The organism is Pectobacterium atrosepticum, assembly GCA_019056595.1.
GTDB classification, from domain to species: domain Bacteria; phylum Pseudomonadota; class Gammaproteobacteria; order Enterobacterales; family Enterobacteriaceae; genus Pectobacterium; species Pectobacterium atrosepticum.
On the sequence record CP036163.1, the window covers coordinates 163,191 to 184,856 of the forward strand.

The following is a 21,666-nucleotide window of genomic DNA, read 5'->3' on the forward strand; positions in this document are numbered from 1 at the left end:
TCGTACGCCATCAATACAGCGTGAAAACCAGATCCCAAGGGAGATAATAGAGGTTTGCTGCAATCATCAGGATGAGTGAGGCATAGGTTGCCGACATACCCGAACGCCGCCAGCGGAATTCGCGATGCCGAAGTCCGTAGTAGTGAGCTAAACGTCCGGTAATCAATAGAATGCCGCAAAAATGGATCATGATGATAAGGGCGCCATTCATTTCCATCAGTACCAGTAGAATCGCCGCAATTGGAATATATTCCACTGCATTGCCATGTACTCGGATCGCCGTTTGCAATTCATAAAATCCACCGTCGCCGTAGGCCACGCGATACTGCATTCTCAGTTTCACAACATCAATAGACAGCTTTATCAACAAGATTGCGCCGAGCACGATATAGAGCGCACTTACCATTTTTTACTCCGTAACCTAACCGAAAACGGCTTGCAGAATAATAGCTTTCCCTAACGCAACTGTCGCCTGCAAAGGCTGATTTTTTTAGCGGAAATGGGCTACGTTATGAAATTTTTTATAACTAAATGAACTAATACAGCCCCCGCATCCTGTGGTTTAAAAGAGCGTCGCCTGCTGCGGCCAATCTGGCTGAGGCGGCAGTGTCGGATCGATCTCGGCGAGTAATGGCCAAAGCTGTTGCGCCAGCGGCGGAGCATCACCGATATCCGGTGTATGGATAAAGAAGAAGGGATTCGCCTCAGGCCACTGCGGCAGCTTGTTATGCCATGACTTGAACCAGCGCAGATTTTCTTCCAGAGTTTCACTGCCGATAAAGCGGATCAGCGGCTGCGTGGCGGTCAGCACGGCGTGTACCGGCACGCGAGGCTTCTTCCGCTGGGCTTCACGCATGGCAACGCTGTCTGGCGCAGCGTGATGAACCGGACGGCTGTCGAGAATCACGCGGTTGATGCCACGCTGCTGTAGCCCCTGATTCAGCGCACGCTCCTCATCGCCTTTGGTAAAAAATAGCGGGTGACGCACTTCTACGCCGTAGCTAAATCCCTGCGGTAAGGCATCAAGAAAACGCCACAGAACGGGTAACAACACTGGCCCGAAGGTGGCGGGGAGTTGCAGCCATAGCTGTCCGATACGGTGTTCGATCGGCTCAAGGCATTGATAAAACAGGCTGACATCGCTATCGCAGTTCTGTAAGGCAGCCTTATGGCTGATCGTTGAGGGAAACTTGAAGCAAAAGCGAAAATTATCATGTGTCATATCACGCCAGCGCCCGACAATCTCGCGTGAAGGCAACGCATAAAAGGTCGTGTTACCTTCGACACAGCTAAAGTAGCGGCTGTAGTCGGCAAGATCGTTTAAACCCAACCGACTCCATGCAGGGTGCTGCCATTGTGGTAATCCGATGTACATCATCGCACCATAATTTCATTGAGCCTCAATAGGATGGCAACGATTATCGCGTAATTGCTAGACCAGCGCGAGTGAGCCGAGATAAATCGTTTATAAAATCTCATCCGCCCACTGTGTTGCCTCCATTATCATGGTAAAGAAGTTTTCTTCATCGATACCCAACTGGATTAAGAGGCGTTCAAGCTCTTCCCACTCTTGCTGTTCGTATTTAGCGATTAACGTCAGATAAACGGCAAGTTCGCCGGTGTTTTCTAATAAGCTCTGGTTAATTTTTTCCGATAGTGCGATTTGTGAGAGCAACAGCGGCATCGGTGAGTCCAATACAGCATCAAGCAGCGATAATAATCCGCATAGAAACGCCTCGGTGGTATCTTCTTTCACATTAAAAGAGGCATACAGTAATTCGAAAAATCTGGCACGAATTAAGCTAGTGCGATAAAGCTCACTGGGTTTATTCTCATTACTATTGGTAATACTAATTAATGACACAAAACGTTTGAGTTCCCGTTGCCCAAGCAGCATTGCCATAGAACGGAACGACATCGAGGTCGCAGTGATACCAAAGCGAGTGTTGTATTTGATATTGGTGATGTGGCGCATCAATTTATAATAAAGCGACAGATCGGCACAGACCAATTCTTCGATCGCGGCATAGTTGATTTCAGGTTTATTAACCTCTCTCAGTAGCCTTATGGTATTGCTGGATTTATTGACCAGTTTTTTCGATTTAATCATTTCAGGACGACTGAAAAAATACCCTTGAAAAAGTGAAATGCCCAGCTTTTTGCTTTGCATGTATTGCTCATGCGTTTCTACTTTTTCGGCCAGATAAATTAACTTACGCTGTTTGGTTCTTTTGATGAAATTTTCAATGTCGCCAAAAGTCGACAGGGTTAAATCGAATTTGATGACATCAATGTAAGGCAAAAAACGATCCCATTCTGAATCCATTGAAAAGTCATCAAGCGCAATTTTGAAGCCCTTTCTTTTTAGCTTTTTTACGGCAGCAAATAAATCATTGTCGGGTGCAGCATTTTCAAGAATTTCTATAACAACCTTTTCCTGCGGTAATACTTCAGCCTGACCATTGATCAGCATTTGATGGGGGAAATTAATATAGTAAGGCTGCTCGACTACGGATCTTGCCAATGGATTGGTTAAAAATTGATCGGAAATAAGCTGCGCAGTCGCAAATTCAGGGCTGACGTCAGGGAATTTATTGGTGATGTCCATGCGAAAAAGTAGCTCGTAGGCAACGGTTTGGCGGTGTTGATTCAAAATGGGTTGACGGGCAACAAATGAATACATACTTGTTCTCCATGTAAACCATACGCATTAGCCAATAATGGAAAAGCGTTTTTTATTAAAATTTTTTATAAAAATAAGCAGTTACTTAGTAATTTTAGCAGGTTTTACTAAAAGGGAAGGTTGGTTTCCACAAATCATCATGCTGTGGGCGTCGGTATGTCCTATGCCTTTGGGTCGATGCGCCTCCGAATATTGGCCAACTTAAATGCTGCTTTTCTGACGATTTTCTGATCACCGCACTCTTGTGGTCTGGTTTTCCTCTGATGTTTAGTTTTGTAACAACTATTCCTAGATTAGCGAACATTTCGTTAACCGAGAAGGGAATTTCGTAAAAAGAGTAGGCGGCGGCGTCGCAGAGCGTTACCTTCATGCTTATCGTTCTGGCTATTATCCTTTATAATAGCCGCCTTTTTTCACCGGACAGTAACCCAGAAAAATCATACCGTGCAGCGAAAATGCCACGGTTTTTACGTTGTGATCTACCGTGAAAAGTAATCTATCGTGAAAACGTGTGGGCTGGCGGATGAGTAAAAGGACATCGTGATGCGTACTAATTATTGCGGGCAGTTGAATTCGTCCCATGTGGGCCAGGAAGTGACATTGTGCGGCTGGGTTAACCGCCGCCGCGATCTGGGTGGTTTGATTTTTATTGATATGCGTGACCGCGAAGGGCTGGTTCAGGTGTTTTTTGACCCTGATCGTCAGGACGCATTTAAACTGGCATCCGAGTTGCGTAACGAGTTCTGCATCCAACTTACCGGTGTAGTTCGCGCCCGTCCAGAAAGCCAAATCAACAAAGACATGGCGACGGGTGAAGTTGAAATTTTTGCCAACGCACTGACAATCGTTAACCGTTCTGAAGCGCTGCCGTTGGATTCCAACCAAACCAATACTGAAGAAGCGCGTCTCAAATTCCGCTATCTGGATTTGCGCCGTCCTGAAATGGCGCAGCGTCTGAAAACGCGTGCACGTATCACCAGTTTTGTTCGCCGTTTTATGGACGACCACGGCTTCATGGACATCGAAACGCCGATGTTGACCAAAGCGACGCCGGAAGGCGCGCGCGACTATCTGGTGCCGAGCCGCGTACATAAAGGCAAGTTTTATGCGCTGCCGCAGTCCCCACAGCTGTTCAAACAGCTGCTGATGATGTCTGGATTTGACCGCTACTACCAGATCGTCAAATGCTTCCGTGACGAAGACTTGCGTGCCGACAGACAGCCTGAATTTACCCAAATCGATGTGGAAACCTCTTTCATGACCGCGCCACAGGTGCGTGAAGTGATGGAGCAACTGGTACGTGAGCTATGGCTGGACGTGAAAGGCGTCGATCTGGGTGATTTCCCGGTCATGACGTTCGCAGAAGCGATGCGTCGTTTCGGTTCCGACAAGCCAGATTTGCGTAACCCGCTGGAACTGGTCGACGTTGCCGATCTGCTGAAAGATATCGAGTTCAAAGTGTTCTCCGGCCCGGCAAACGATGCCAAAGGCCGCGTTGCCGCTATTCGCGTACCGGGCGGCTCACAGTTGAGCCGTAAGCAGATTGATGAATACGGCAAGTTTATTGAAATCTATGGTGCGAAAGGCCTGGCTTACATCAAGGTCAACGAGCGTGCTAAAGGTCTGGAAGGCGTTCAAAGCCCAGTAGCGAAATTCCTGAGTGAAGACGTTCTGTCTGCTTTGCTGGATCGTACCGCGGCGCAAGATGGCGACATCCTGTTCTTTGGTGCTGACAGCGCAAAAGTGGTGACCGATGCGCTGGGTGCGCTTCGTCTCAAGCTGGGCCGCGATCTGAACCTGACGAAAAACAATAGCTGGGAACCGCTGTGGGTGGTCGACTTCCCAATGTTTGAGGAAGATGGCGAAGGTGGGTTGTCAGCGATGCACCATCCGTTTACCGCACCGCGTGACATGCTGCCTTCTGAACTGGCGGCTAACCCCGTTTCGGCGATCGCTAACGCCTATGACATGGTCATTAACGGTTATGAAGTGGGCGGCGGTTCCGTACGTATTCACAGCGGCGAGATGCAGCAAACCGTGTTCCGCATTCTGGGCATTACTGAGCAAGAGCAGCGTGAGAAATTTGGCTTCCTGCTGGATGCACTGAAATACGGTACGCCGCCGCACGCGGGTCTGGCGTTTGGCCTTGACCGTCTGGTGATGCTGCTGACGGGCACTGATAACATTCGTGACGTTATCGCCTTCCCGAAAACGACGGCAGCAGCGTGTTTGATGACGGAAGCGCCAAGCTTCGCTAACCCAGCCTCGCTGGAAGAGCTTGCCATTGCGGTTGTTGTGAAAGGGAAAGCGGCTCAGGATGGAAAATCCGAGAACGAATAAGATGGTATACAAGCGACCTGTTTCGGTGCTGGTGGTGATTTATGCCCGTGACACCGGGCGGGTGCTGATGCTGCAACGGCGTGACGATCCTGAATTCTGGCAATCCGTGACGGGGAGTATAGAAGAAGGAGAAAGTGCGCCGTATGCTGCACAGCGTGAAGTCAAAGAAGAAGTTAACATTGATATATCCGCTGAAGCGTTATCACTCTTTGACTGCCAGCGCTGTATTGAGTTTGAGCTATTTGCTCATTTGAGACGTCGCTATGCGCCGGGGGTCACGCACAATACCGAACATTGGTATTGTCTGGCGTTACCTGCTGAGCGCGAGGTGCAATTATCCGAGCATCTTGCTTACCAGTGGCTGGATGTGCCCCATGCGGCACAGTTGACCAAGTCCTGGAGCAACCGGCAGGCGATTGAAGAATTTGTTATTTATCCGGCCTGAACAGGCTTTTTTCGGAGATTTTTATGGCAGGTCATAGTAAGTGGGCGAACACAAAGCATCGTAAAGCAGCACAGGACTCCAAACGCGGTAAAATCTTTACCAAGATTATCCGCGAATTGGTCACCGCAGCCCGTTTGGGTGGTGGCGATCCAGGGTCTAACCCACGTCTGCGCGCCGCGATCGATAAAGCACTGTCCAACAACATGACGCGCGATACTCTGAACCGCGCGATTGCCCGTGGCGTCGGCGGTGATGATGATACCAACATGGAAACCATCATTTATGAAGGCTACGGCCCGGGTGGCACAGCTGTCATGGTGGAATGCCTGAGTGACAACCGCAACCGTACCGTTTCCGAGGTGCGCCATGCGTTTACCAAAACTGGCGGTAATCTGGGGACTGATGGTTCCGTTTCGTACCTCTTCACCAAGAAGGGCGTCATTTCTTACGCACCGGGTCTGGATGAAGATACAGTGATGAACGCCGCGCTAGAAGCGGGTGCCGATGACGTCGTCACGTATGACGACGGCGCGATCGACGTCTTCACGCCGTGGGAAACATTTGGTGACGTGAAGGATGCCTTGGATGCGGCAGGCTTGAAGGCTGAGTCTGCGGAAGTGTCTATGATTCCGTCCACTAAGGCGGATATGGATGCAGAAACGGCACCGAAGCTGATGCGTCTGATCGACATGCTGGAAGATTGCGACGATGTGCAGGAGGTTTACCATAACGGTGAGATCTCCGATGAGGTGGCTGAACTGCTGTAATGGCAGGTCGGTGATGCAAAGTAGAAACAGCTACCCACATAGGCGAATCGGCGGAGCGGCACGATGACAATCGTAGCACCATGACAATCATAGTAGGCATCGACCCCGGTTCGCGCGTGACGGGTTATGGCATTATCCGCCAGCAGGGGCGGCATCTGACGTATCTCGGCAGCGGTTGTATTCGCACCGTGGTAGATGATATGCCCACTCGGCTTAAGCTGATTTACGCTGGCGTCAGTGAAATTATTACGCAATTTCAGCCAGACTGTATGGCGATCGAACAGGTCTTCATGGCGAAAAACCCGGATTCAGCCTTGAAGCTGGGGCAGGCGCGCGGTGTGGCCATCGTCGCGGGTGTGAATCAGGATCTGCCCGTGTTTGAGTATGCAGCGCGTTTGGTCAAGAAAACGGTGGTAGGTACGGGCGCAGCAGATAAAAAGCAGGTACAGCATATGGTTCGCTCATTGCTGAAACTGTCGGCCAGTCCGCAGGCGGATGCTGCCGATGCGTTGGCGATTGCGATTACTCACTGCCACTTTAACCAGAGTCTGCTGCGTACCGCAGCAGTGAAAGTAAACCCGCTGGCAGGATGACTGCGCTGAAACAGGAGGCTGGATATTCATCCTAGTGCTGTTCGCTTCAGCCTGTTGTTAGGGGAAACACAGGGGGAGGTTCCCGCAGGGACGCCTCACCCCTGTGGTCGCCCCGTGTATCTTGATGCTTAAACGATCGGTATTGCTGGATATTCATCCAGCCTTTTTTATGTTATATATTCGTCATACTTCAAGTCATTCATTCCCTATGTAAAAGGAAGCGCAACGTGATAGGTCGTCTCAGAGGCATTATCCTGGAAAAACAGCCGCCGCAGGTGCTGATAGAAGCTAACGGTGTGGGTTACGAAGTCCATATGCCGATGACGTGCTTTTACGAACTCCCTGAGCTCAATCAGGAAGCGATTATTTTTACCCATTTTGTTGTCCGCGAAGATGCGCAACTGCTGTTCGGTTTTAATGATAAGCAGGAAAGGGCGCTGTTCCGCGAGTTGATTAAAGTGAATGGCGTTGGGCCGAAACTGGCGCTGGCGATTCTCTCTGGGATGTCCGCAACGCAGTTTGTCAGCGCGGTTGAGCGCGAAGAAATTGGCGCGTTGATTAAACTTCCGGGCGTGGGTAAGAAAACGGCGGAAAGGCTGGTTGTTGAAATGAAAGATCGCTTCAAGGGCCTGAGCGGCGATCTGTTTAATTCGGTCAGTGATATTCCGCTGACGTCACCTGCTAACGTAGACAATCGCGTTGGCGAACCCGAAGCGGAAGCCGCAGCGGCACTGGTGGCGCTGGGCTACAAACCGCAGGAAGCCAGCCGCATGATTTCCAAGATCGCGCGTCCCGATGCAGACTGTGAAACCCTAATCAGGGATGCACTGCGCGCGGCGCTGTGAGGTATTGATGATAGAAGCCGACCGTTTAATTTCCGCTGACGCCGTTCCAGAAGAAGAATTTCTCGACCGAGCGATGCGGCCTAAACTGCTGAAAGAATATGTGGGCCAGCCGCAGGTGCGTGAACAGATGGAAATTTTCATCCAGGCTGCGCGTAAACGTGGGGATGCGCTGGATCATCTGCTAATTTTTGGGCCCCCCGGCTTGGGTAAAACGACGTTGGCGAATATTGTCGCCAATGAAATGGGCGTGAATATGCGCACGACATCAGGCCCAGTGTTGGAAAAAGCTGGCGACCTTGCCGCGCTGCTGACCAATCTCGAACCGCATGATGTGCTATTTATCGATGAAATCCATCGTCTGTCACCGGTTGTGGAAGAAGTACTGTATCCGGCAATGGAAGATTACCAGTTGGATATCATGATCGGTGAAGGGCCCGCTGCTCGCTCAATTAAACTCGATCTGCCTCCTTTCACACTGATTGGTGCAACGACGCGAGCGGGGTCGTTAACCTCACCGCTGCGCGATCGCTTTGGTATTGTGCAGCGTCTAGAGTTTTATAATGTAGCCGATTTGCAGTATATCGTTGGCCGCAGCGCCCAGTGTTTGGGACTGGATCTGACGCAGGAAGGCTCCCTTGAAGTGGCTCGCCGTGCGCGTGGTACGCCGCGTATCGCCAACCGATTATTGCGCCGGGTGCGCGATTTCTCCGAGGTTAAATCGGAAGGTGCGATTACTGGAACAGTGGCGACGCAGGCGTTGGATATGCTTGCTGTAGATACCGAAGGCTTTGACTACATGGACCGTAAGCTGCTGTTGGCAATCATCGATAAATTCATGGGTGGCCCTGTCGGGCTAGACAATTTAGCCGCCGCGATTGGCGAAGAACGGGAAACCATTGAAGATGTATTGGAACCGTTTCTGATTCAACAAGGGTTCATCCAGCGTACGCCGCGTGGCCGAATGGCGACTCAGCATGCCTATCGGCATTTTGGCTTAACGCGTGAAGAATAGTATCGTTTGAGCACGTTTTTCTACATCGTCCATATTTAGGGAGACTATACAGTCTCCCTAAATTTAGGTAATCAGAACCAGGCTTCCCACATTGCCCCAACGTTGAACGAGTCGAGCTGCGTATTGACCCCAGTCGTTGTCCGCGCGGTGTGTTTGTTATCCACTTCTCCGCCAGTCACATAGAAGCGCAACATCGGTCTGAACTCCGGTCCCATGGCAATCGAGACATTCTGGGAAAGTGTCAGTTTCCACCCTTTGTTGTCACCGCCCTGACCGTAGTCCACATGCTGATAGCCGGCTTCAAGCCAGGTAGAATGCACGTCATTCCAGAAATACATAGGGCGAACGATGGCATTGTAGTTACGACGGTCGTCCTGACTCGCAGAGTCGTTCGAGTAGTCGTGGTAGGCCAGCAAATATTCGACCTGCGTTTGCGGTGTGAATTTGTACTTACCTTCGAAGCTGGCATAGAAGGTTTTCAGGTTATTCGTTTTGTTGTAAACGCTGTTATCCGCATTGTCCGAATAGCGGGTGATAAACTGATTGAGGCTATTTTTCCCTGTGTGGCTCAGGACTGCACCGCCTTGCCAGGCCTTCATCCGCTCATCGTTATTCACCGCTTTTGAGTCAAAACCGTAGTTAGCGTACAGCGCAAGATCCAACGGCCCTAGCTTGATGCCATGCACTTTGGAGGTCAGCGCGTAATTGCCCTTATCGCCTGTGCCGGAGCTGCCGGTACAACTGATGCGTGAGGGGTTCGCATTATCCTCCATCACCTCAGGATTACAGGACTCCACGGCACCGACGGCTGCCACATCGAATCGAACACCGCCGATATCAACGTTTTTTATCCCCGCACCTTGACCGTCATGGTTCATCCAGAAGTAATCGTTGATACCTTGCTGTGGACGCTGGTGGAAATCACGTCCCGCCCAGAGATAGGCGTTGGGCTGAGAGGCGAAAAGATTGGTGACGCCTGCATAGGCTTTTTTCAGGTTAACTTCGTCGCCCCAGTGGTCGATCATCACGACGACATCCCAGATAGCGCCGTTGTCACCTTTGAAAGCTTTGGAAAGCTGAAATTCACCACCGTTACCTTCGTTACCCAGACGACCGAGTGCGGAAGCACCGTTATAGGAACCGTCAACCGCAACATATTTCTGGTCACCGCTCTGGAATTGCGCGCCGTAACGCGCATAGCCAGTGAATGCGACGCCATACGGTATCGCCATGTCAGGGGTTTTGGGGGACTCAGGCGTCGTCAGAGGATCGACCTGTTTGCTGGCAATCGCGTCTAACTTGGCCTGACGCTCCGCCAGCGCTTTTTCCACGGCCTGAGCAACGGCACGATCGAGTTGTTCCTGAGTAATGATTTCTTGTGCGAGTGCGGAACTGGAGCAAAGGGCGGCCAGCACTGCCAGCGTAACTGGAAGTTTTTTGCAACTTTTCATAGTCATCTCAATTCAGTAAGTTATTATTCAGACAATAACCATCCCGCTCTGATTGACGTGAATAATGGCACGGCGCTCAGAACAAGGTGATTGTTATTTTTCTAATAGTGCAACGTAATTAAATAACCGACGTAATCGACCCTCCCTTTAAGAGGCGTTCATTATTTACATTATTGTCGTTGATAAAGGTGAATTATTTCTTCTGATAATTCGCGGGCGAGTAATGATGTCATTAAATGATCTTGAGCATGAACCATAATTAACGTCATCGGCTGTCTGGCTTCACCTGCATCCTGTTCGATCAGCTGAGTTTGCATATGGTGTGCCTTGCGCGCGTAGCCATCGGCTTCTTTCAACAGATTTTTGGCTTCATCAATGTTGCCTTTACGTGCAGCGTGCAGTGCCTCAAAACACAGGCTGCGTGACTGCCCAGCATTGACGATAATTTCCATTACTGCATCTTCTAATGTAATCATCATATGACCTATTTTTTTATGTGACAGAATACTCGCGGCAATAGTTTTATTCCCTATGCCGCGCTCTTAAATACTAGTCAGAACGGTGAATATGAATAATAAAAATATGCCGCGTCCGAACGCTTTATTTTCTTTCTTCTATTTAATATGTTTAACTCGTTCTTTATTCACTTCATTAATTACTACTCGCTGTTTTTGTCATCGATATACCCGTAATACTTCAAGTTGCATGTACGTTGGCTACGTTCACTTACCCGAATCACTTACTTGAGTAAGCTCATCGGGATTCCTTCTCTTGCCGCCTTCCTGAAACTCGAATTATTTGGTGTATAGATTGCTCTGCATTTTTTGTTCCTCGCTTTTCATCAACGTATGTTCATAAGCCCGCAGGAACGGTAAATACATTAATGCGGAAAACAGCATACACAGCATGCACATGATAAACGGGCTGAAACTCCAGTTTGCGGCCCACGATGCACCAATGGGTGCTGGTGTCGTCCAGGGCGTTAGCGATACGACCTGTGCCAGCCACCCCATTTTGGTTGCCGTGTAAGCCAGCACGGCGTTAACCATCGGTACGAAGACAAAGGGGATGAACAACATCGGGTTCATAATGATGGGTGCACCGAACATGATAGGCTCGTTGATGTTAAAGAAGCTCGGTACGATGCCCATTCTGCCTATGGTGCGTAGGTGAGTCACTTTGCTGCGTAACAGCAGGAAAGCCAGCGGTAGCGTTGACCCTACGCCACCAATCAACAGATAGTGATCCCAAAAACCCTGTAAATAGATATGTGGCAGCACATCGCCTGCCGCGAGCGCGGCTTGATTCACGGCCAGATTGGTCATCCAGAATGGATTCATGATGCCCGTTACAATCAGTGAGCCGTGGATCCCCGAAAACCAGAAAAGCTGACACAGCAGCACAGACAGAAGGATGGCAGGCAGAGAGTCTGAGGCAGAAACCAGCGGCGCCAGCAGATGCATAATCGCTTCGGGAATGATCATGCCCGTTTGCGCTTCAATGAAGAGGTTGAGTGGATGCAGTGTCGCGACAATAACCAACACGGGAATGAGGATTTCAAACGAGCGAGCAACCCCCGTCGGCACTTCTTTCGGTAAACGAATGGTAATGTTGTGCTGTTTCAGCGCGGCATAAACACGGGTGGAATAGATAGAGGTCAGTAAAGCGGTGAATATCCCTTGCCCTGACAGGTATTCAGTAGAAATTTTGTCATCGGCGTAAGGAGCAGCGACGAGCAGAAAAGCCATAAATGCCAGCAGACCGGACATCACTGAATCGAGGTTAAACTGTCGCCCCAGGCTGGCCCCGACGCCCACGGAAATGAAAAATGTCATCACGCCCATGCTCAGCTCGAAAGGCAGCATCAGCTGTTCGCGGTAGGTGATGGAAAAGTCCAACCAGGTGCGGGCAAATCCGACGGTGGTATTGGCAGAGAACGGGGGGAAAATAAACACCAACATAAATGAGCCGATGATCATAAAGGGGAGCGCGGCGGTAAAACCATCGCGGATAGCGATCACATACTTTTGTTGCCCCAAACGCCCAGCCAGCGGGGTAATCGATTGTTCGATAGTGGCAATCATCGATTGATATAAGGAACTCATGTGAACACCTTCTCGTGTGCCACCGCAACGGCGACAGATCATCATCAAGTACATATCGCCACGTTGCATACCGTAACCCATTGTATTAGCAGGTCGGATAGATAAATCGTATGTGGCAGCCTTTTGTGAAAGTGAGCCTATATCCGTTATATGTCTTCCGCGACGGACCGCATTTTCCGCCAAGCAGGATGTAAAAACTTATTGCTAAGATGATTGGATATCATATGGAAACCGTTTTCCATGCAAAGAAAAGAGAAGTGTGATGACCGTCAATATGTGATGGTTTCTGGCGGTATTAATTAGATTTACATCACATCTTATTGGCAGGAATGCCTATTGGATGTTAAATGGATAATCGGTTTCCATGCTGAATGGAAACGGTTATACTGCGAAGCAATACAATGCGCTGTTGGTGTTAAGGGTTTCAAGTCGGGTTTAGCGTTTTTCCAGGGGCAAATGATGTCTACAATCAACGATGTATCGCGTTTAGCTGGGGTGTCCAAAGCCACAGTCTCCCGGGTGTTGAGTGGTTCACGCGGCGTAAAGGAAGCCAGCCGCCTTGCAGTGTTAAAAGCGGTTGATGAGCTGAAATATCGGCCAAACGTCATCGCCCAATCGCTGTTAAGCCAGTCAACCGGATGTATTGGCGTCATTTGCGCTCAGGACAACATCAACCAGACAACTGGCTATCTTTATGCGTTGGAAAAACACTTTAGTCGGCATCAAAAACATCTCTTGTTGCGGTTTGCCAGCAGCAGGGCAGAAGTGATGAATGTGCTGGATGAACTGACTAGTGGCTTGTGTGATGATATTTTAATCATCGGTGCGCGCTTTCCACTGAATCTGGCCGATAAGAGCATCATTCTGATCGATTGTATGGAGGCGGATACCACCAACAGCCTGCAATTCGATCACGCTTTCGCCACAGAAACGGCATGTAATTACCTGATTCGTCAAGGAAGGCGTCAAATCGCGCTGATCAATCCTGCTGCCAGCAGCTCTGCGGAACAGGTTCTGTTAGGGTATAAACGGGCACTGGAAAATAACTTCTTGCCGTTTAACCGCAACCTGATTTTTATGGATGCGTCTTCCTCGTCGTCGGTTGCGCTGCAAGTGTTGCTCAATAACAGCACGACGCTGAATTTCAATGCGCTTTTGGTCGCTGATGAGCAAGAAGCAAAACGTGTCATCACACAGCTTCAGGCGTTTAATAAATCTGTGCCAAAAGACATTATGGTATTCAGCCTTGCCGGTTCTCTTGATATTCCTGGCATTCCGGCGATACCGGCGATTGAATATTCGATGGATGCGGTGGCGGCCAGAATCGTGTCTTGGCTTAATGAAAAAACGCAGGGTGTGTTGGGATCGTATGTCTTGCGCGGCGATTTAATTATCCCCGATATGGCTAATAGGAACTAACGCTGTTCGCGCGAAATTACCGATCTTAAAAAGAAAAAGCCCCTCTGAAGCGTGTGCTCAGAGGGGCTTTTTCTTTTTAGTTTTTATTGTTGGCTAAGCGGGTTGTGGCTTAAGCAGGCTGACAATAAATAGCAGTGATGCACACAGCACCACAGACGGTCCGGCTGGTGTATTGTAGCCAGCTGAGAAAGCTAAGCCGCCCGTTACAGCAATCATTCCAATCATAACGGCGATGATTGCCATTTGTTCCGGCGTCCGTGCGAAGCGTCTGGCGCTGGCGGCGGGAATAATCAACAGTGAGGTAATGATCAGTGCGCCAACAAATTTCATGGCGATGCCAATCGTTAATGCGGTAGTCAGCATTAAAAGCAGCTTGGTGCGTTGTATCTTCACTCCATCGACGTGTGCCAGTTCTGGGCTAATCGTCATGGAAAGCAGTGCGCGCCATTGCCAACGCATAACAGCGACAACGATTATCACACCAGCACCGATCACCCACAGGTCCTCTGTTGTGACGGAGAGTAAATCACCAAATAGGTAGGCCATTAAATCCACACGTACATTGTTCATCAGGCTGACGACAACCAATCCAAGCGACAGGGCGCTGTGAGCCATGATGCCGAGTAACGTATCGACAGCCAGGTAGGGACGACGCTCTAGCCAGACGAGGCCCAGTGCAAGAATGAGCGTCACGGCAATGACGGCAGAAAACAGGTTAATGTTCAGCAGTAGGCCGAATGCGACGCCAAGCAAGGATGCGTGCGCCAGCGTATCGCCAAAATAAGACATCCGCCGCCAGACGACGAACGAACCGAGTGGGCCTGCCGCAATCGCCAGTAAAATCCCTGCCAACCAACCGGGAAATAGCAGTTCTATCATGCGTCGTTTCCACCTTGTCTTTTCAGAATGATACGTCCTTGTAGGTCATGACGATGATTATGATGATGGCGATAAATGGCTAATTGCTCCGCGCCGCGGTGGCCAAACATCGCTAAAAATTCGGGGTGAAGGGAAACGACTTCAGGCGTGCCGGAGCAGCAAACATGTTGATTAAGGCAGAGAACTTCATCGGTTTTTGCCATCACCAAATGCAGATCGTGCGACACCATCAGCACGCCGCAGTGGAATTCCTGCCGCAACTGATTAATCAGATCGTACAGTGCCATTTGCCCATTGACATCGACACCCTGTGTCGGTTCATCCAGAACTAGAAGTTGGGGCTGATTGAGCAGTGCGCGGGCTAACAGCACGCGCTGGGTTTCGCCACCGGAGAGTTTCTGCATCGGCTGTTCCAGCAGATGTGCAGCCTGAACACGTTTGAGGGCGGGTAAGATATCCTGCTTTTTCACGCCGGGGCGCAGTTGCATAAAGCGGCTGACGGTCAGGGGCAGGGTGGTATCCAGATGCAGCTTCTGCGGAACGTAACCGATACGCAATGCGGGATCCCGCACCAGTGAACCGGAGGTGGGTGCAAGCAGCCCCAATACCACGCGCACCAGCGTCGATTTCCCTGCGCCATTTGGCCCCAGCAGCGTCAGAATTCGACCTGCCTGCAAGGTCAGAGAGATATCTGACAGGATCTTCCGACTGCCAAATGTCACTGAAATATTATTAAGTGATACCAATGTAGACATATAATTCGGTTTGCATAACCCATGTAATGTTATAATATAACAAACAACACGACAAAAATCGATGGGATCGACTTTCATGCAGCAATCTATTCAGCAAAAAAAATGGTTAAAAAGTGTGTTTGTTGCCAGTGCGCTACTCGCATGCGGGATGTCAATCAGCGCGGCATCCGCTGCGGTAATTACGTCAATTCGTCCTTTAGGGTTCATTGCGTCGGCCATTGCCGATGGTGTGACGCCAACCGAGGTTTTGTTACCTGATGGCGCGTCGCCTCACGATTATGCCTTGCGCCCGTCTGATGTCCAGCGTTTACAGTCTGCCGATCTGGTGATTTGGGTCGGGCCGGAAATGGAAGCTTTCCTTGGGAAACCGTTAGCGAAAATTCCATCCACAAAACAGATCGCGCTTTCCGTACTACCCGGCATTAAATCTGAGCTGGAAAAAGAAGCCGGACACGATCATGAAGATGACCATGGGCAGGCACATGATGAGCATGAAAAAGGCCACGATCATAGCCATGCGGCCCATGATGACGGCGACGATGGTCACCATCATGGCGAGTACAATATGCACATTTGGCTCTCACCGGAGATGACAAAACAGGCGGCAACCGCCATTCATGCAAAATTATTGGAACTTATGCCTCAGAATAAGGACAAACTAGACGCGAATCTGCTTTATTTTACGGATAAAATTGCGCAAGCAGATGAAAAAATTGTTAAGATGCTAGCGCCTGTGCAGGGTAGAGGCTATTTCGTGTTTCATGATGCCTATGGCTACTTTGAGAAACACTACGGGTTAAATCCCTTGGGTTACTTTACGGTTAACCCCGAAATTCAGCCCGGTGCACAGCGTTTACATCAAATACGAACACAGTTGGTTGAGCACAAAGCCGTATGCGTTTTTGCTGAACCACAATTCAGGCCAGCCGTTATTAATGCTGTTGCCAAGGGAACCGACGTGCGCTCGGGTGTGCTCGATCCATTGGGAAGCAACATTGCACTGGGTAGAGATAGCTATGCCGATTTCTTGTTGCAGCTATCGAACCAGTATGTGAGCTGTCTGGAGGAAAAATCATGAGGATACGAATAAGTGCAGCAGATAGTCCGAACTATCGCTCTGGCGTATAACAGTTTACCTCGGCCCCATCGCGTCATGCTGGGGTCGCTTACCGTTGTGACATTGGCCGTTGCTGTTTGGCGGCCTTTTGTTTACCCCCATGTCGATGATGCTCCCGCCATCGTGAAAGATATCGACCTGGAAACCAGCCAACTGCGTACGCTGACGCCTGAAGCCAGTGAACCGATAGACCAACCCTCGCCAGATGACGACATTCCGCAAGATGAGCTCGATGATAAGGTTGCCGATGAAGGTGGCGTACATGAGTACGTGGTTTCTACGGGTGATACCTTAAGCAGCATTTTGACACAGTACGGTATCGATATCGCGGATGTCACTCAGCTCGCAGAGCAGAATAAAGATTTACGTAACCTGAAAATTGGTCAGCAAATTTCGTGGACTCTGGCAGAAAACGGCGATCTGCAAAGTTTGACCTGGCAGATGTCTCGCCGCGAAACACGTATTTATGAGCGCGTAGGTGCCGATTTCAAAGAGCGTATTGAGACGCTGAAAGGCGAGTGGCGCAACAGTGTTCTGAATGGTCGGGTCAGTGGCAGCTTTGTCAGTAGCGCGAAAAGCGCCGGTTTGACCAGCACAGAAGTGCGGGAAGTGATCAAAGCGCTGCAATGGCAGTTGGATTTCCGTAAGTTACGCAAAGACGACACCTTCTCTGTCCTGATGTCCCGCGAAATGCTCGATGGCAAAAGTGAACAGAGCGAACTGGTCGGCGTTCGTTTGAATACTGGCGGTAAAGACTATTACGCTATTCGGGCAGAAGACGGTAAATTCTACGATCGTGAAGGTTCCGGTTTGACGCGTGGCTTTATGCGTTTTCCGACCATGAAACAATTCCGTATTTCCTCCAACTTCAATCCGCGTCGTTTGAACCCGGTGACTGGGCGTGTTGCGCCGCATAAAGGGGTCGATTTTGCCATGCCAGTCGGTTCGCCAGTTCTGGCCGTCGGGGATGGTGAAGTGGTGATTGCGAAACGCAGCGGTGCAGCGGGTAACTATGTAGTGATTCGTCATGGTCGCCAGTATACGACGCGATTTATGCACCTAAATCGCATATTGGTTAAACCTGGGCAGAAAGTGAAACGTGGCGATCGCATCGGGTTGTCTGGTAACACTGGTCGTTCCACTGGCCCGCACCTGCACTACGAATTCTGGATAAACCAGCAGGCGGTAAACCCGCTGACGGCTCAGCTGCCGCGTTCTGAAGGGCTGGCGGGTAAAGATCGTCGTGATTATCTGGCGCAGGTGAAGGAAGTGGTGCCGCAGCTTAAGTTTGATTAACCATACTGACTGCATGTTGTGCCGGTGGCTTGCTGCCGGCATTTTCATTTATAGAACAGCTGCCCCTGATTTTTTATTGTCGAGCAGACGTGTTTTTGCTTAATTGTCAGTGGGTGTTGCTAAACGCCGAGCAGCAATTATGATTATGTTTATTGATTGATATGAAGAGTTTAGGCATGGAAAAAGAAAAAAAATCGAACGCTGAATTTGTTCCCCAGTTTCAACGCGCCTTTTTTCATCCGCGCTATTGGGGTGTTTGGTTAGGCGTTGGCGTGATGGCACTTACTGCCTATATTCCCGCTCGGTTAAGAAACCCAGTATTGGGTGGGTTAGGGCGTTTTGTCGGGAGAATATCAAAAGGTGCTCGCCGCCGTGCCCGCATTAATCTGCTGTATTGCATGCCAGAGTTAACGGAAGCACAGCGCGAAACCATCATCGATGACATGTTTGCGACAGCGCCTCAGTCGATGATCATGATGGTTGAAGTGGGAATTCGTAACCCAAAGAAAATCGAAAAATATGTTCGTTGGCACGGCGAAGACATTCTTGAACGTATTAAAGCGCAAGAGAAAAACGTGATTTTTTTGGTTCCGCATGGATGGGGTGTTGATATTCCTGCGATGTTGCTGACTTCTCGCGGACAGCGCATGGCGGCAATGTTCCATAATCAGAAGAATGCGCTGGTGGATTATTGGTGGAATCGGCTACGCCGTCGTTTTGGTGGACGCATTCATGCTCGCAATGACGGTATTAAGCCGTTTATCAGCTCCGTACGCTCTGGATGCTGGGGGTATTACTTACCCGATCAAGATCACGGCCCTGAGCATAGCGAGTTCGTTGATTTCTTTGCAACCTATAAGGCAACGCTACCTGCTGTCGGACGGCTGATGAAAGTGTGTCGCGCTGATATCGTACCGTTGTTTCCGGTATATAACGCCAAAGATGGTTGCCTGGATGTGTTTATTCGTCCGCCGATGGACGATTTGGCGGAAGCGGATGATGCATATATTGCACGGCGCATGAATGAAGAAGTGGAAATTCTGGTCAGACCGAACCCTGAACAGTACACCTGGATTCTGAAGCTGTTGAAAACCCGCAAGCCGGGTGAGATTGAGCCATATTGTCGGGATGAGTTGTATCGCAACAAGAAGTGAGATGAGTAGCGTATAGCCGCATGGATAAAAAAGCCGGATGAGAAATCGTCCGGCTTTTTACTATCATAATATCGACCGCTAACTTAGCAGCGGATCGGTGATTACAATGATTATTCCACGCGCAGAATGCGAATGGTGTTGGTTGTGCCTACGGTACCCATGATGTCACCTTGTGTGACGATGACCAGATCCCCAGACATCAGGAACCCTTTATCACGCAGTAGGATCACCGCATCATTGGCCGCGGCAACGCCATCCGTATAGCTGTCGAAATGTACCGGTGTGACGCCGCGATACAGCGCGGTCAGGTTCAGTGTGTGCTCATGGCGAGACATGGCGAAAATCGGCAAGCCAGAACTGATACGAGACATCATCAGAGCGGTACGGCCAGACTCCGTCATGGCAATCAGTGCAGTAACCCCTTTCAGGTGGTTGGCTGCATACATGGAAGACATCGCGATGGATTCTTCCGTGTTATCAAACTGCACGTCAAGGCGATGCTTGGAGACGTTGATGCTTGGGATTTTTTCCGCACCTAAACACACTTTCGCCATGGCAGCGACGGTTTCAGCCGGATATTGACCCGCAGCGGTTTCTGCTGAGAGCATCACCGCATCGGTGCCATCCAGCACGGCGTTGGCGACGTCCATTACCTCGGCGCGTGTCGGCATCGGATTGGTGATCATCGATTCCATCATCTGCGTGGCCGTAATGACTGCACGATTCAACTGACGGGCACGGCGAATCAATTTCTTCTGAATCCCTACCAGCTCAGGGTCACCGATTTCAACACCCAGATCGCCCCTTGCGACCATTACCACGTCGGAAGCCAGAATAATGTCATCCATTGCGGCATCTGAGCAGACTGCTTCAGCACGTTCAACTTTTGATACGATCTTGGCGTTACAGCCTGCGTCGCGTGCGAGGCGGCGTGCGTAGTTGAGGTCTTCACCGGTGCGTGGGAAAGAGACTGCCAGATAGTCGACGCCAATTTTTGCAGCAGTAATAATGTCGGCTTTATCTTTTTCCGTCAGGGCTTCGGCAGACAGACCGCCACCGAGTTTGTTGATGCCTTTATTGTTAGACAGCGGGCCACCAATGGTGACTTCGGTGTAAACTTTCAGGCCTTCAACTTGGAGGACTTTCAGCTGTACGCGGCCGTCATCCAGTAACAGGATATCGCCAGGCACCACGTCGCTCGGCAAGCCTTTGTAATCGATCCCGACTTTTTCTTTATCGCCTTCGCCTTTCGCTAAGTTGGCATCCAGCAAGAATTTGTCGCCGATATTCAGGAAGATTTTACCTTCTTTGAAGGTAGAAACACGAATTTTTGGACCCTGTAGATCGCCAAGAATGGCAACATGGCGGCCTAATTTAGCCGCAATTTCACGAACTTTGTTGGCACGTAATTGATGGTCTTCTGCTGTGCCGTGAGAAAAATTCATGCGTACAACGTTAGCGCCCGCATTGATAATCTTTTCGAGATTATTATCGCGGTCGGTAGCGGGCCCCAGGGTGGTAACAATCTTGGTTCTTCTGAGCCGTCTGGACATGTATAACTCCGTTCACTTGTGAAGCTGTAGTGTTGCGATTAAGCGTCGAATAACGGTGCAAAATGTCACTTTACAACAAAACTATTTCACCTGCGTTATCCGAACATCGAGTTGAGTCTGATTATCATACTGTACAGGTAATCCCTGCCATCTTTCCATAACCGTGGCCTCTGGCCACATTGAGATGAGGCAGGTAGATGATACCGCTCATTTTTGTTACCCGTCATACTTCAAGTTGCATGTGCGTTGGCTTCGCTTACTCACCCGAATCACTTACTTGAGTAAGCTCATCGGGACTCCTTCGCTTGCCGCCTTCCTGAAACTCGAATTATTTAGGATATAACTAAAAACAAAGCACAACGTAAAACTTACCTATCACCTGAAAGGATTAATCAATCGTTCGTCTTTATCAAAGCGTGATTCACGCAAGGCCTCTTTGACCCGTTTCAGGTTATCACGAAATTTTTCCCCGCGACGCAGTGTGAACCCCGTAGCCAGAACGTCGATTAGCGTCAACTGAGCGATGCGGGATACCATCGGCATATAGACATCGGTATCTTCAGGCACGTCAAGTCGCAAGGCCAGCGAGGCTTCACGCGCCAGCGGCGTGCCGTCTGAAGTGATGGCGATCACCGTCGCATCGTTTTCGCGTGCCAACTGCGCCATTTCGACCAGACTTTTGGTTCTACCGGTATGGGAGATCAATACCACGACGTCACCGTCGCTGGAATTCATGCAACTCATGCGCTGCATAACGATGTCATCAAAATAAACGACGGGGATATTGAAGCGGAAAAATTTGTTCATCGCATCGTGTGCGACCGCTGCGGAAGCGCCTAGACCAAAAAAAGAGATTTTCTTCGCCTGCGTCAGTAAATCCACAGCGCGGTTGACCGCGGCAAAATCAAGGCTCGATTTTACCTGCTCTAAGCCAGCCATCGCGGATTCAAAGATTTTACTGGTATAGGCGTCAACGCTGTCATCTTCTTCCACGTTACGGTTCACATACGGTGTACCGTTCGCCAGACTTTGCGCCAGATGTAGTTTAAAATCGGGAAAACCTTTAGTTTCAAGGCGACGACAGAAGCGATTAACCGTTGGCTCGCTCACGTCGGCCATTTTGGCTAAGGTCGCGATGCTGGAGTGAATGGCCGTCTGTGGAGTGCTCAGAATCACTTCAGCCACTTTCCTTTCTGATTTGCTCAAGAGTTCTAAGTGACTCTGGATTTTTTCCAGCATATTCATACGACAA

Annotated in this window: 20 protein-coding genes; 10 read left to right on the forward strand and 10 right to left on the reverse strand. The window is 49.9% G+C overall.

Annotated features, from left to right (window positions below):
- Positions 1-10: 10 nt before the first annotated feature.
- From DCX48_01335 to DCX48_01345, 3 genes are all read right to left on the reverse strand, one after another.
- Entirely contained in the window at positions 11-406 is a 396-nt protein-coding gene (locus DCX48_01335; protein ID QXE13263.1) for a hypothetical protein, read from the reverse strand.
- A 156-nt stretch (positions 407-562) separates the two neighbouring features.
- The gene (locus tag DCX48_01340; protein ID QXE17116.1) at positions 563-1,375 is read right to left on the reverse strand and encodes a DUF72 domain-containing protein; all 813 of its coding nucleotides are present in this window, start codon (positions 1,373-1,375) and stop codon (positions 563-565) included.
- Between the two features lie 90 nt (positions 1,376-1,465).
- Positions 1,466-2,683, reverse strand: a complete 1,218-nt coding sequence (locus DCX48_01345) for an EAL domain-containing protein (protein QXE13264.1) — start codon at positions 2,681-2,683, stop codon at positions 1,466-1,468.
- Between the two features lie 543 nt (positions 2,684-3,226).
- Here DCX48_01345 and aspS point away from each other — a divergent pair.
- From aspS to ruvB, 6 genes are all read left to right on the forward strand, one after another.
- The gene (aspS, locus tag DCX48_01350) at positions 3,227-5,023 is read left to right on the forward strand and encodes an aspartate--tRNA ligase (protein QXE13265.1); all 1,797 of its coding nucleotides are present in this window, start codon (positions 3,227-3,229) and stop codon (positions 5,021-5,023) included.
- A gap of 1 nt (position 5,024) precedes the next feature.
- Positions 5,025-5,468, forward strand: coding sequence for a dihydroneopterin triphosphate diphosphatase (gene nudB, locus DCX48_01355; protein ID QXE13266.1), 444 nt, complete (start codon positions 5,025-5,027; stop codon positions 5,466-5,468).
- Between the two features lie 23 nt (positions 5,469-5,491).
- Positions 5,492-6,235, forward strand: a complete 744-nt coding sequence (locus DCX48_01360; GenBank protein ID QXE13267.1) for a YebC/PmpR family DNA-binding transcriptional regulator — start codon at positions 5,492-5,494, stop codon at positions 6,233-6,235.
- Positions 6,236-6,315: 80 nt separating this feature from the next.
- On the forward strand, positions 6,316-6,828 hold the full coding sequence (gene ruvC, locus DCX48_01365) for a crossover junction endodeoxyribonuclease RuvC (protein ID QXE13268.1): 513 nt from the start codon (positions 6,316-6,318) through the stop codon (positions 6,826-6,828).
- Positions 6,829-7,055: 227 nt separating this feature from the next.
- Positions 7,056-7,673: a Holliday junction branch migration protein RuvA gene (gene ruvA / locus DCX48_01370; protein QXE13269.1), complete on the forward strand. Its 618-nt coding sequence runs from the start codon at positions 7,056-7,058 to the stop codon at positions 7,671-7,673.
- Positions 7,674-7,680: 7 nt separating this feature from the next.
- Entirely contained in the window at positions 7,681-8,685 is a 1,005-nt protein-coding gene (gene ruvB / locus DCX48_01375) for a Holliday junction branch migration DNA helicase RuvB (protein ID QXE13270.1), read from the forward strand.
- A 71-nt stretch (positions 8,686-8,756) separates the two neighbouring features.
- On the opposite strand, the gene DCX48_01380 is transcribed toward ruvB, so the two are convergent.
- The 3 genes from DCX48_01380 to DCX48_01390 all read right to left on the reverse strand — a co-directional run bounded on the left by DCX48_01380 (position 8,757) and on the right by DCX48_01390 (position 12,241).
- The gene (locus DCX48_01380; protein QXE13271.1) at positions 8,757-10,136 is read right to left on the reverse strand and encodes a carbohydrate porin; all 1,380 of its coding nucleotides are present in this window, start codon (positions 10,134-10,136) and stop codon (positions 8,757-8,759) included.
- Positions 10,137-10,306: 170 nt separating this feature from the next.
- A complete protein-coding gene (locus DCX48_01385; GenBank protein ID QXE13272.1) occupies positions 10,307-10,615 on the reverse strand; it encodes a PTS lactose/cellobiose transporter subunit IIA in 309 nt (102 codons plus the stop codon).
- A gap of 315 nt (positions 10,616-10,930) precedes the next feature.
- Positions 10,931-12,241: a PTS cellobiose transporter subunit IIC gene (locus DCX48_01390; GenBank protein QXE13273.1), complete on the reverse strand. Its 1,311-nt coding sequence runs from the start codon at positions 12,239-12,241 to the stop codon at positions 10,931-10,933.
- Between the two features lie 459 nt (positions 12,242-12,700).
- Between DCX48_01390 and DCX48_01395 the strand changes: the two genes are divergently transcribed.
- Positions 12,701-13,660, forward strand: a complete 960-nt coding sequence (locus tag DCX48_01395) for a LacI family transcriptional regulator (GenBank protein QXE17117.1) — start codon at positions 12,701-12,703, stop codon at positions 13,658-13,660.
- A gap of 93 nt (positions 13,661-13,753) precedes the next feature.
- On the opposite strand, the gene znuB is transcribed toward DCX48_01395, so the two are convergent.
- Both znuB and znuC read right to left on the reverse strand, forming a co-directional pair.
- Positions 13,754-14,539 carry a zinc ABC transporter permease subunit ZnuB gene (gene znuB / locus DCX48_01400; GenBank protein ID QXE13274.1) on the reverse strand — a complete coding sequence of 262 codons (786 nt, stop codon included), beginning with the start codon at positions 14,537-14,539 and terminating at the stop codon, positions 13,754-13,756.
- Entirely contained in the window at positions 14,536-15,294 is a 759-nt protein-coding gene (gene znuC, locus DCX48_01405; GenBank protein QXE13275.1) for a zinc ABC transporter ATP-binding protein ZnuC, read from the reverse strand. The genes znuB and znuC overlap by 4 nt, the downstream gene beginning before the upstream one ends.
- A gap of 76 nt (positions 15,295-15,370) precedes the next feature.
- On the opposite strand from znuC, the gene znuA reads away from it, so the two are divergent.
- From znuA to msbB, 3 genes are all read left to right on the forward strand, one after another.
- On the forward strand, positions 15,371-16,372 hold the full coding sequence (gene znuA, locus DCX48_01410; GenBank protein ID QXE13276.1) for a zinc ABC transporter substrate-binding protein ZnuA: 1,002 nt from the start codon (positions 15,371-15,373) through the stop codon (positions 16,370-16,372).
- A 12-nt stretch (positions 16,373-16,384) separates the two neighbouring features.
- Positions 16,385-17,707: a murein DD-endopeptidase MepM gene (gene mepM, locus DCX48_01415; protein QXE13277.1), complete on the forward strand. Its 1,323-nt coding sequence runs from the start codon at positions 16,385-16,387 to the stop codon at positions 17,705-17,707.
- Between the two features lie 176 nt (positions 17,708-17,883).
- Positions 17,884-18,861 carry a lauroyl-Kdo(2)-lipid IV(A) myristoyltransferase gene (gene msbB, locus DCX48_01420; protein QXE13278.1) on the forward strand — a complete coding sequence of 326 codons (978 nt, stop codon included), beginning with the start codon at positions 17,884-17,886 and terminating at the stop codon, positions 18,859-18,861.
- Positions 18,862-18,971: 110 nt separating this feature from the next.
- On the opposite strand, the gene pyk is transcribed toward msbB, so the two are convergent.
- Positions 18,972-20,414 (reverse strand): pyruvate kinase, encoded by a 1,443-nt coding sequence (pyk, locus tag DCX48_01425; GenBank protein QXE13279.1) that lies wholly within the window; start codon positions 20,412-20,414, stop codon positions 18,972-18,974.
- 375 nt (positions 20,415-20,789) lie between these two features.
- Positions 20,790-21,659 (reverse strand): MurR/RpiR family transcriptional regulator, encoded by an 870-nt coding sequence (locus DCX48_01430; protein QXE13280.1) that lies wholly within the window; start codon positions 21,657-21,659, stop codon positions 20,790-20,792.
- Positions 21,660-21,666: the final 7 nt, after the last annotated feature.

Excerpts from the sequence above, each read along its gene's own strand:
- DCX48_01335 (QXE13263.1), bottom strand. The coding sequence starts at position 406 with ATGGTAAGTGCGCTCTATATCGTGCTCGGCGCAATCTTGTTGATAAAG.
- DCX48_01340 (QXE17116.1), bottom strand. The coding sequence starts at position 1,375 with ATGTACATCGGATTACCACAATGGCAGCACCCTGCATGGAGTCGGTTG.
- DCX48_01345 (QXE13264.1), bottom strand. The coding sequence starts at position 2,683 with ATGTATTCATTTGTTGCCCGTCAACCCATTTTGAATCAACACCGCCAA.
- aspS (QXE13265.1), top strand. The coding sequence starts at position 3,227 with ATGCGTACTAATTATTGCGGGCAGTTGAATTCGTCCCATGTGGGCCAG.
- nudB (QXE13266.1), top strand. The coding sequence starts at position 5,025 with ATGGTATACAAGCGACCTGTTTCGGTGCTGGTGGTGATTTATGCCCGT.
- DCX48_01360 (QXE13267.1), top strand. The coding sequence starts at position 5,492 with ATGGCAGGTCATAGTAAGTGGGCGAACACAAAGCATCGTAAAGCAGCA.
- ruvC (QXE13268.1), top strand. The coding sequence starts at position 6,316 with ATGACAATCATAGTAGGCATCGACCCCGGTTCGCGCGTGACGGGTTAT.
- ruvB (QXE13270.1), top strand. The coding sequence starts at position 7,681 with ATGATAGAAGCCGACCGTTTAATTTCCGCTGACGCCGTTCCAGAAGAA.
- DCX48_01380 (QXE13271.1), bottom strand. The coding sequence starts at position 10,136 with ATGAAAAGTTGCAAAAAACTTCCAGTTACGCTGGCAGTGCTGGCCGCC.
- DCX48_01385 (QXE13272.1), bottom strand. The coding sequence starts at position 10,615 with ATGATGATTACATTAGAAGATGCAGTAATGGAAATTATCGTCAATGCT.
- DCX48_01390 (QXE13273.1), bottom strand. The coding sequence starts at position 12,241 with ATGAGTTCCTTATATCAATCGATGATTGCCACTATCGAACAATCGATT.
- DCX48_01395 (QXE17117.1), top strand. The coding sequence starts at position 12,701 with ATGTCTACAATCAACGATGTATCGCGTTTAGCTGGGGTGTCCAAAGCC.
- znuB (QXE13274.1), bottom strand. The coding sequence starts at position 14,539 with ATGATAGAACTGCTATTTCCCGGTTGGTTGGCAGGGATTTTACTGGCG.
- znuC (QXE13275.1), bottom strand. The coding sequence starts at position 15,294 with ATGTCTACATTGGTATCACTTAATAATATTTCAGTGACATTTGGCAGT.
- znuA (QXE13276.1), top strand. The coding sequence starts at position 15,371 with ATGCAGCAATCTATTCAGCAAAAAAAATGGTTAAAAAGTGTGTTTGTT.
- msbB (QXE13278.1), top strand. The coding sequence starts at position 17,884 with ATGGAAAAAGAAAAAAAATCGAACGCTGAATTTGTTCCCCAGTTTCAA.
- pyk (QXE13279.1), bottom strand. The coding sequence starts at position 20,414 with ATGTCCAGACGGCTCAGAAGAACCAAGATTGTTACCACCCTGGGGCCC.
- DCX48_01430 (QXE13280.1), bottom strand. The coding sequence starts at position 21,659 with ATGAATATGCTGGAAAAAATCCAGAGTCACTTAGAACTCTTGAGCAAA.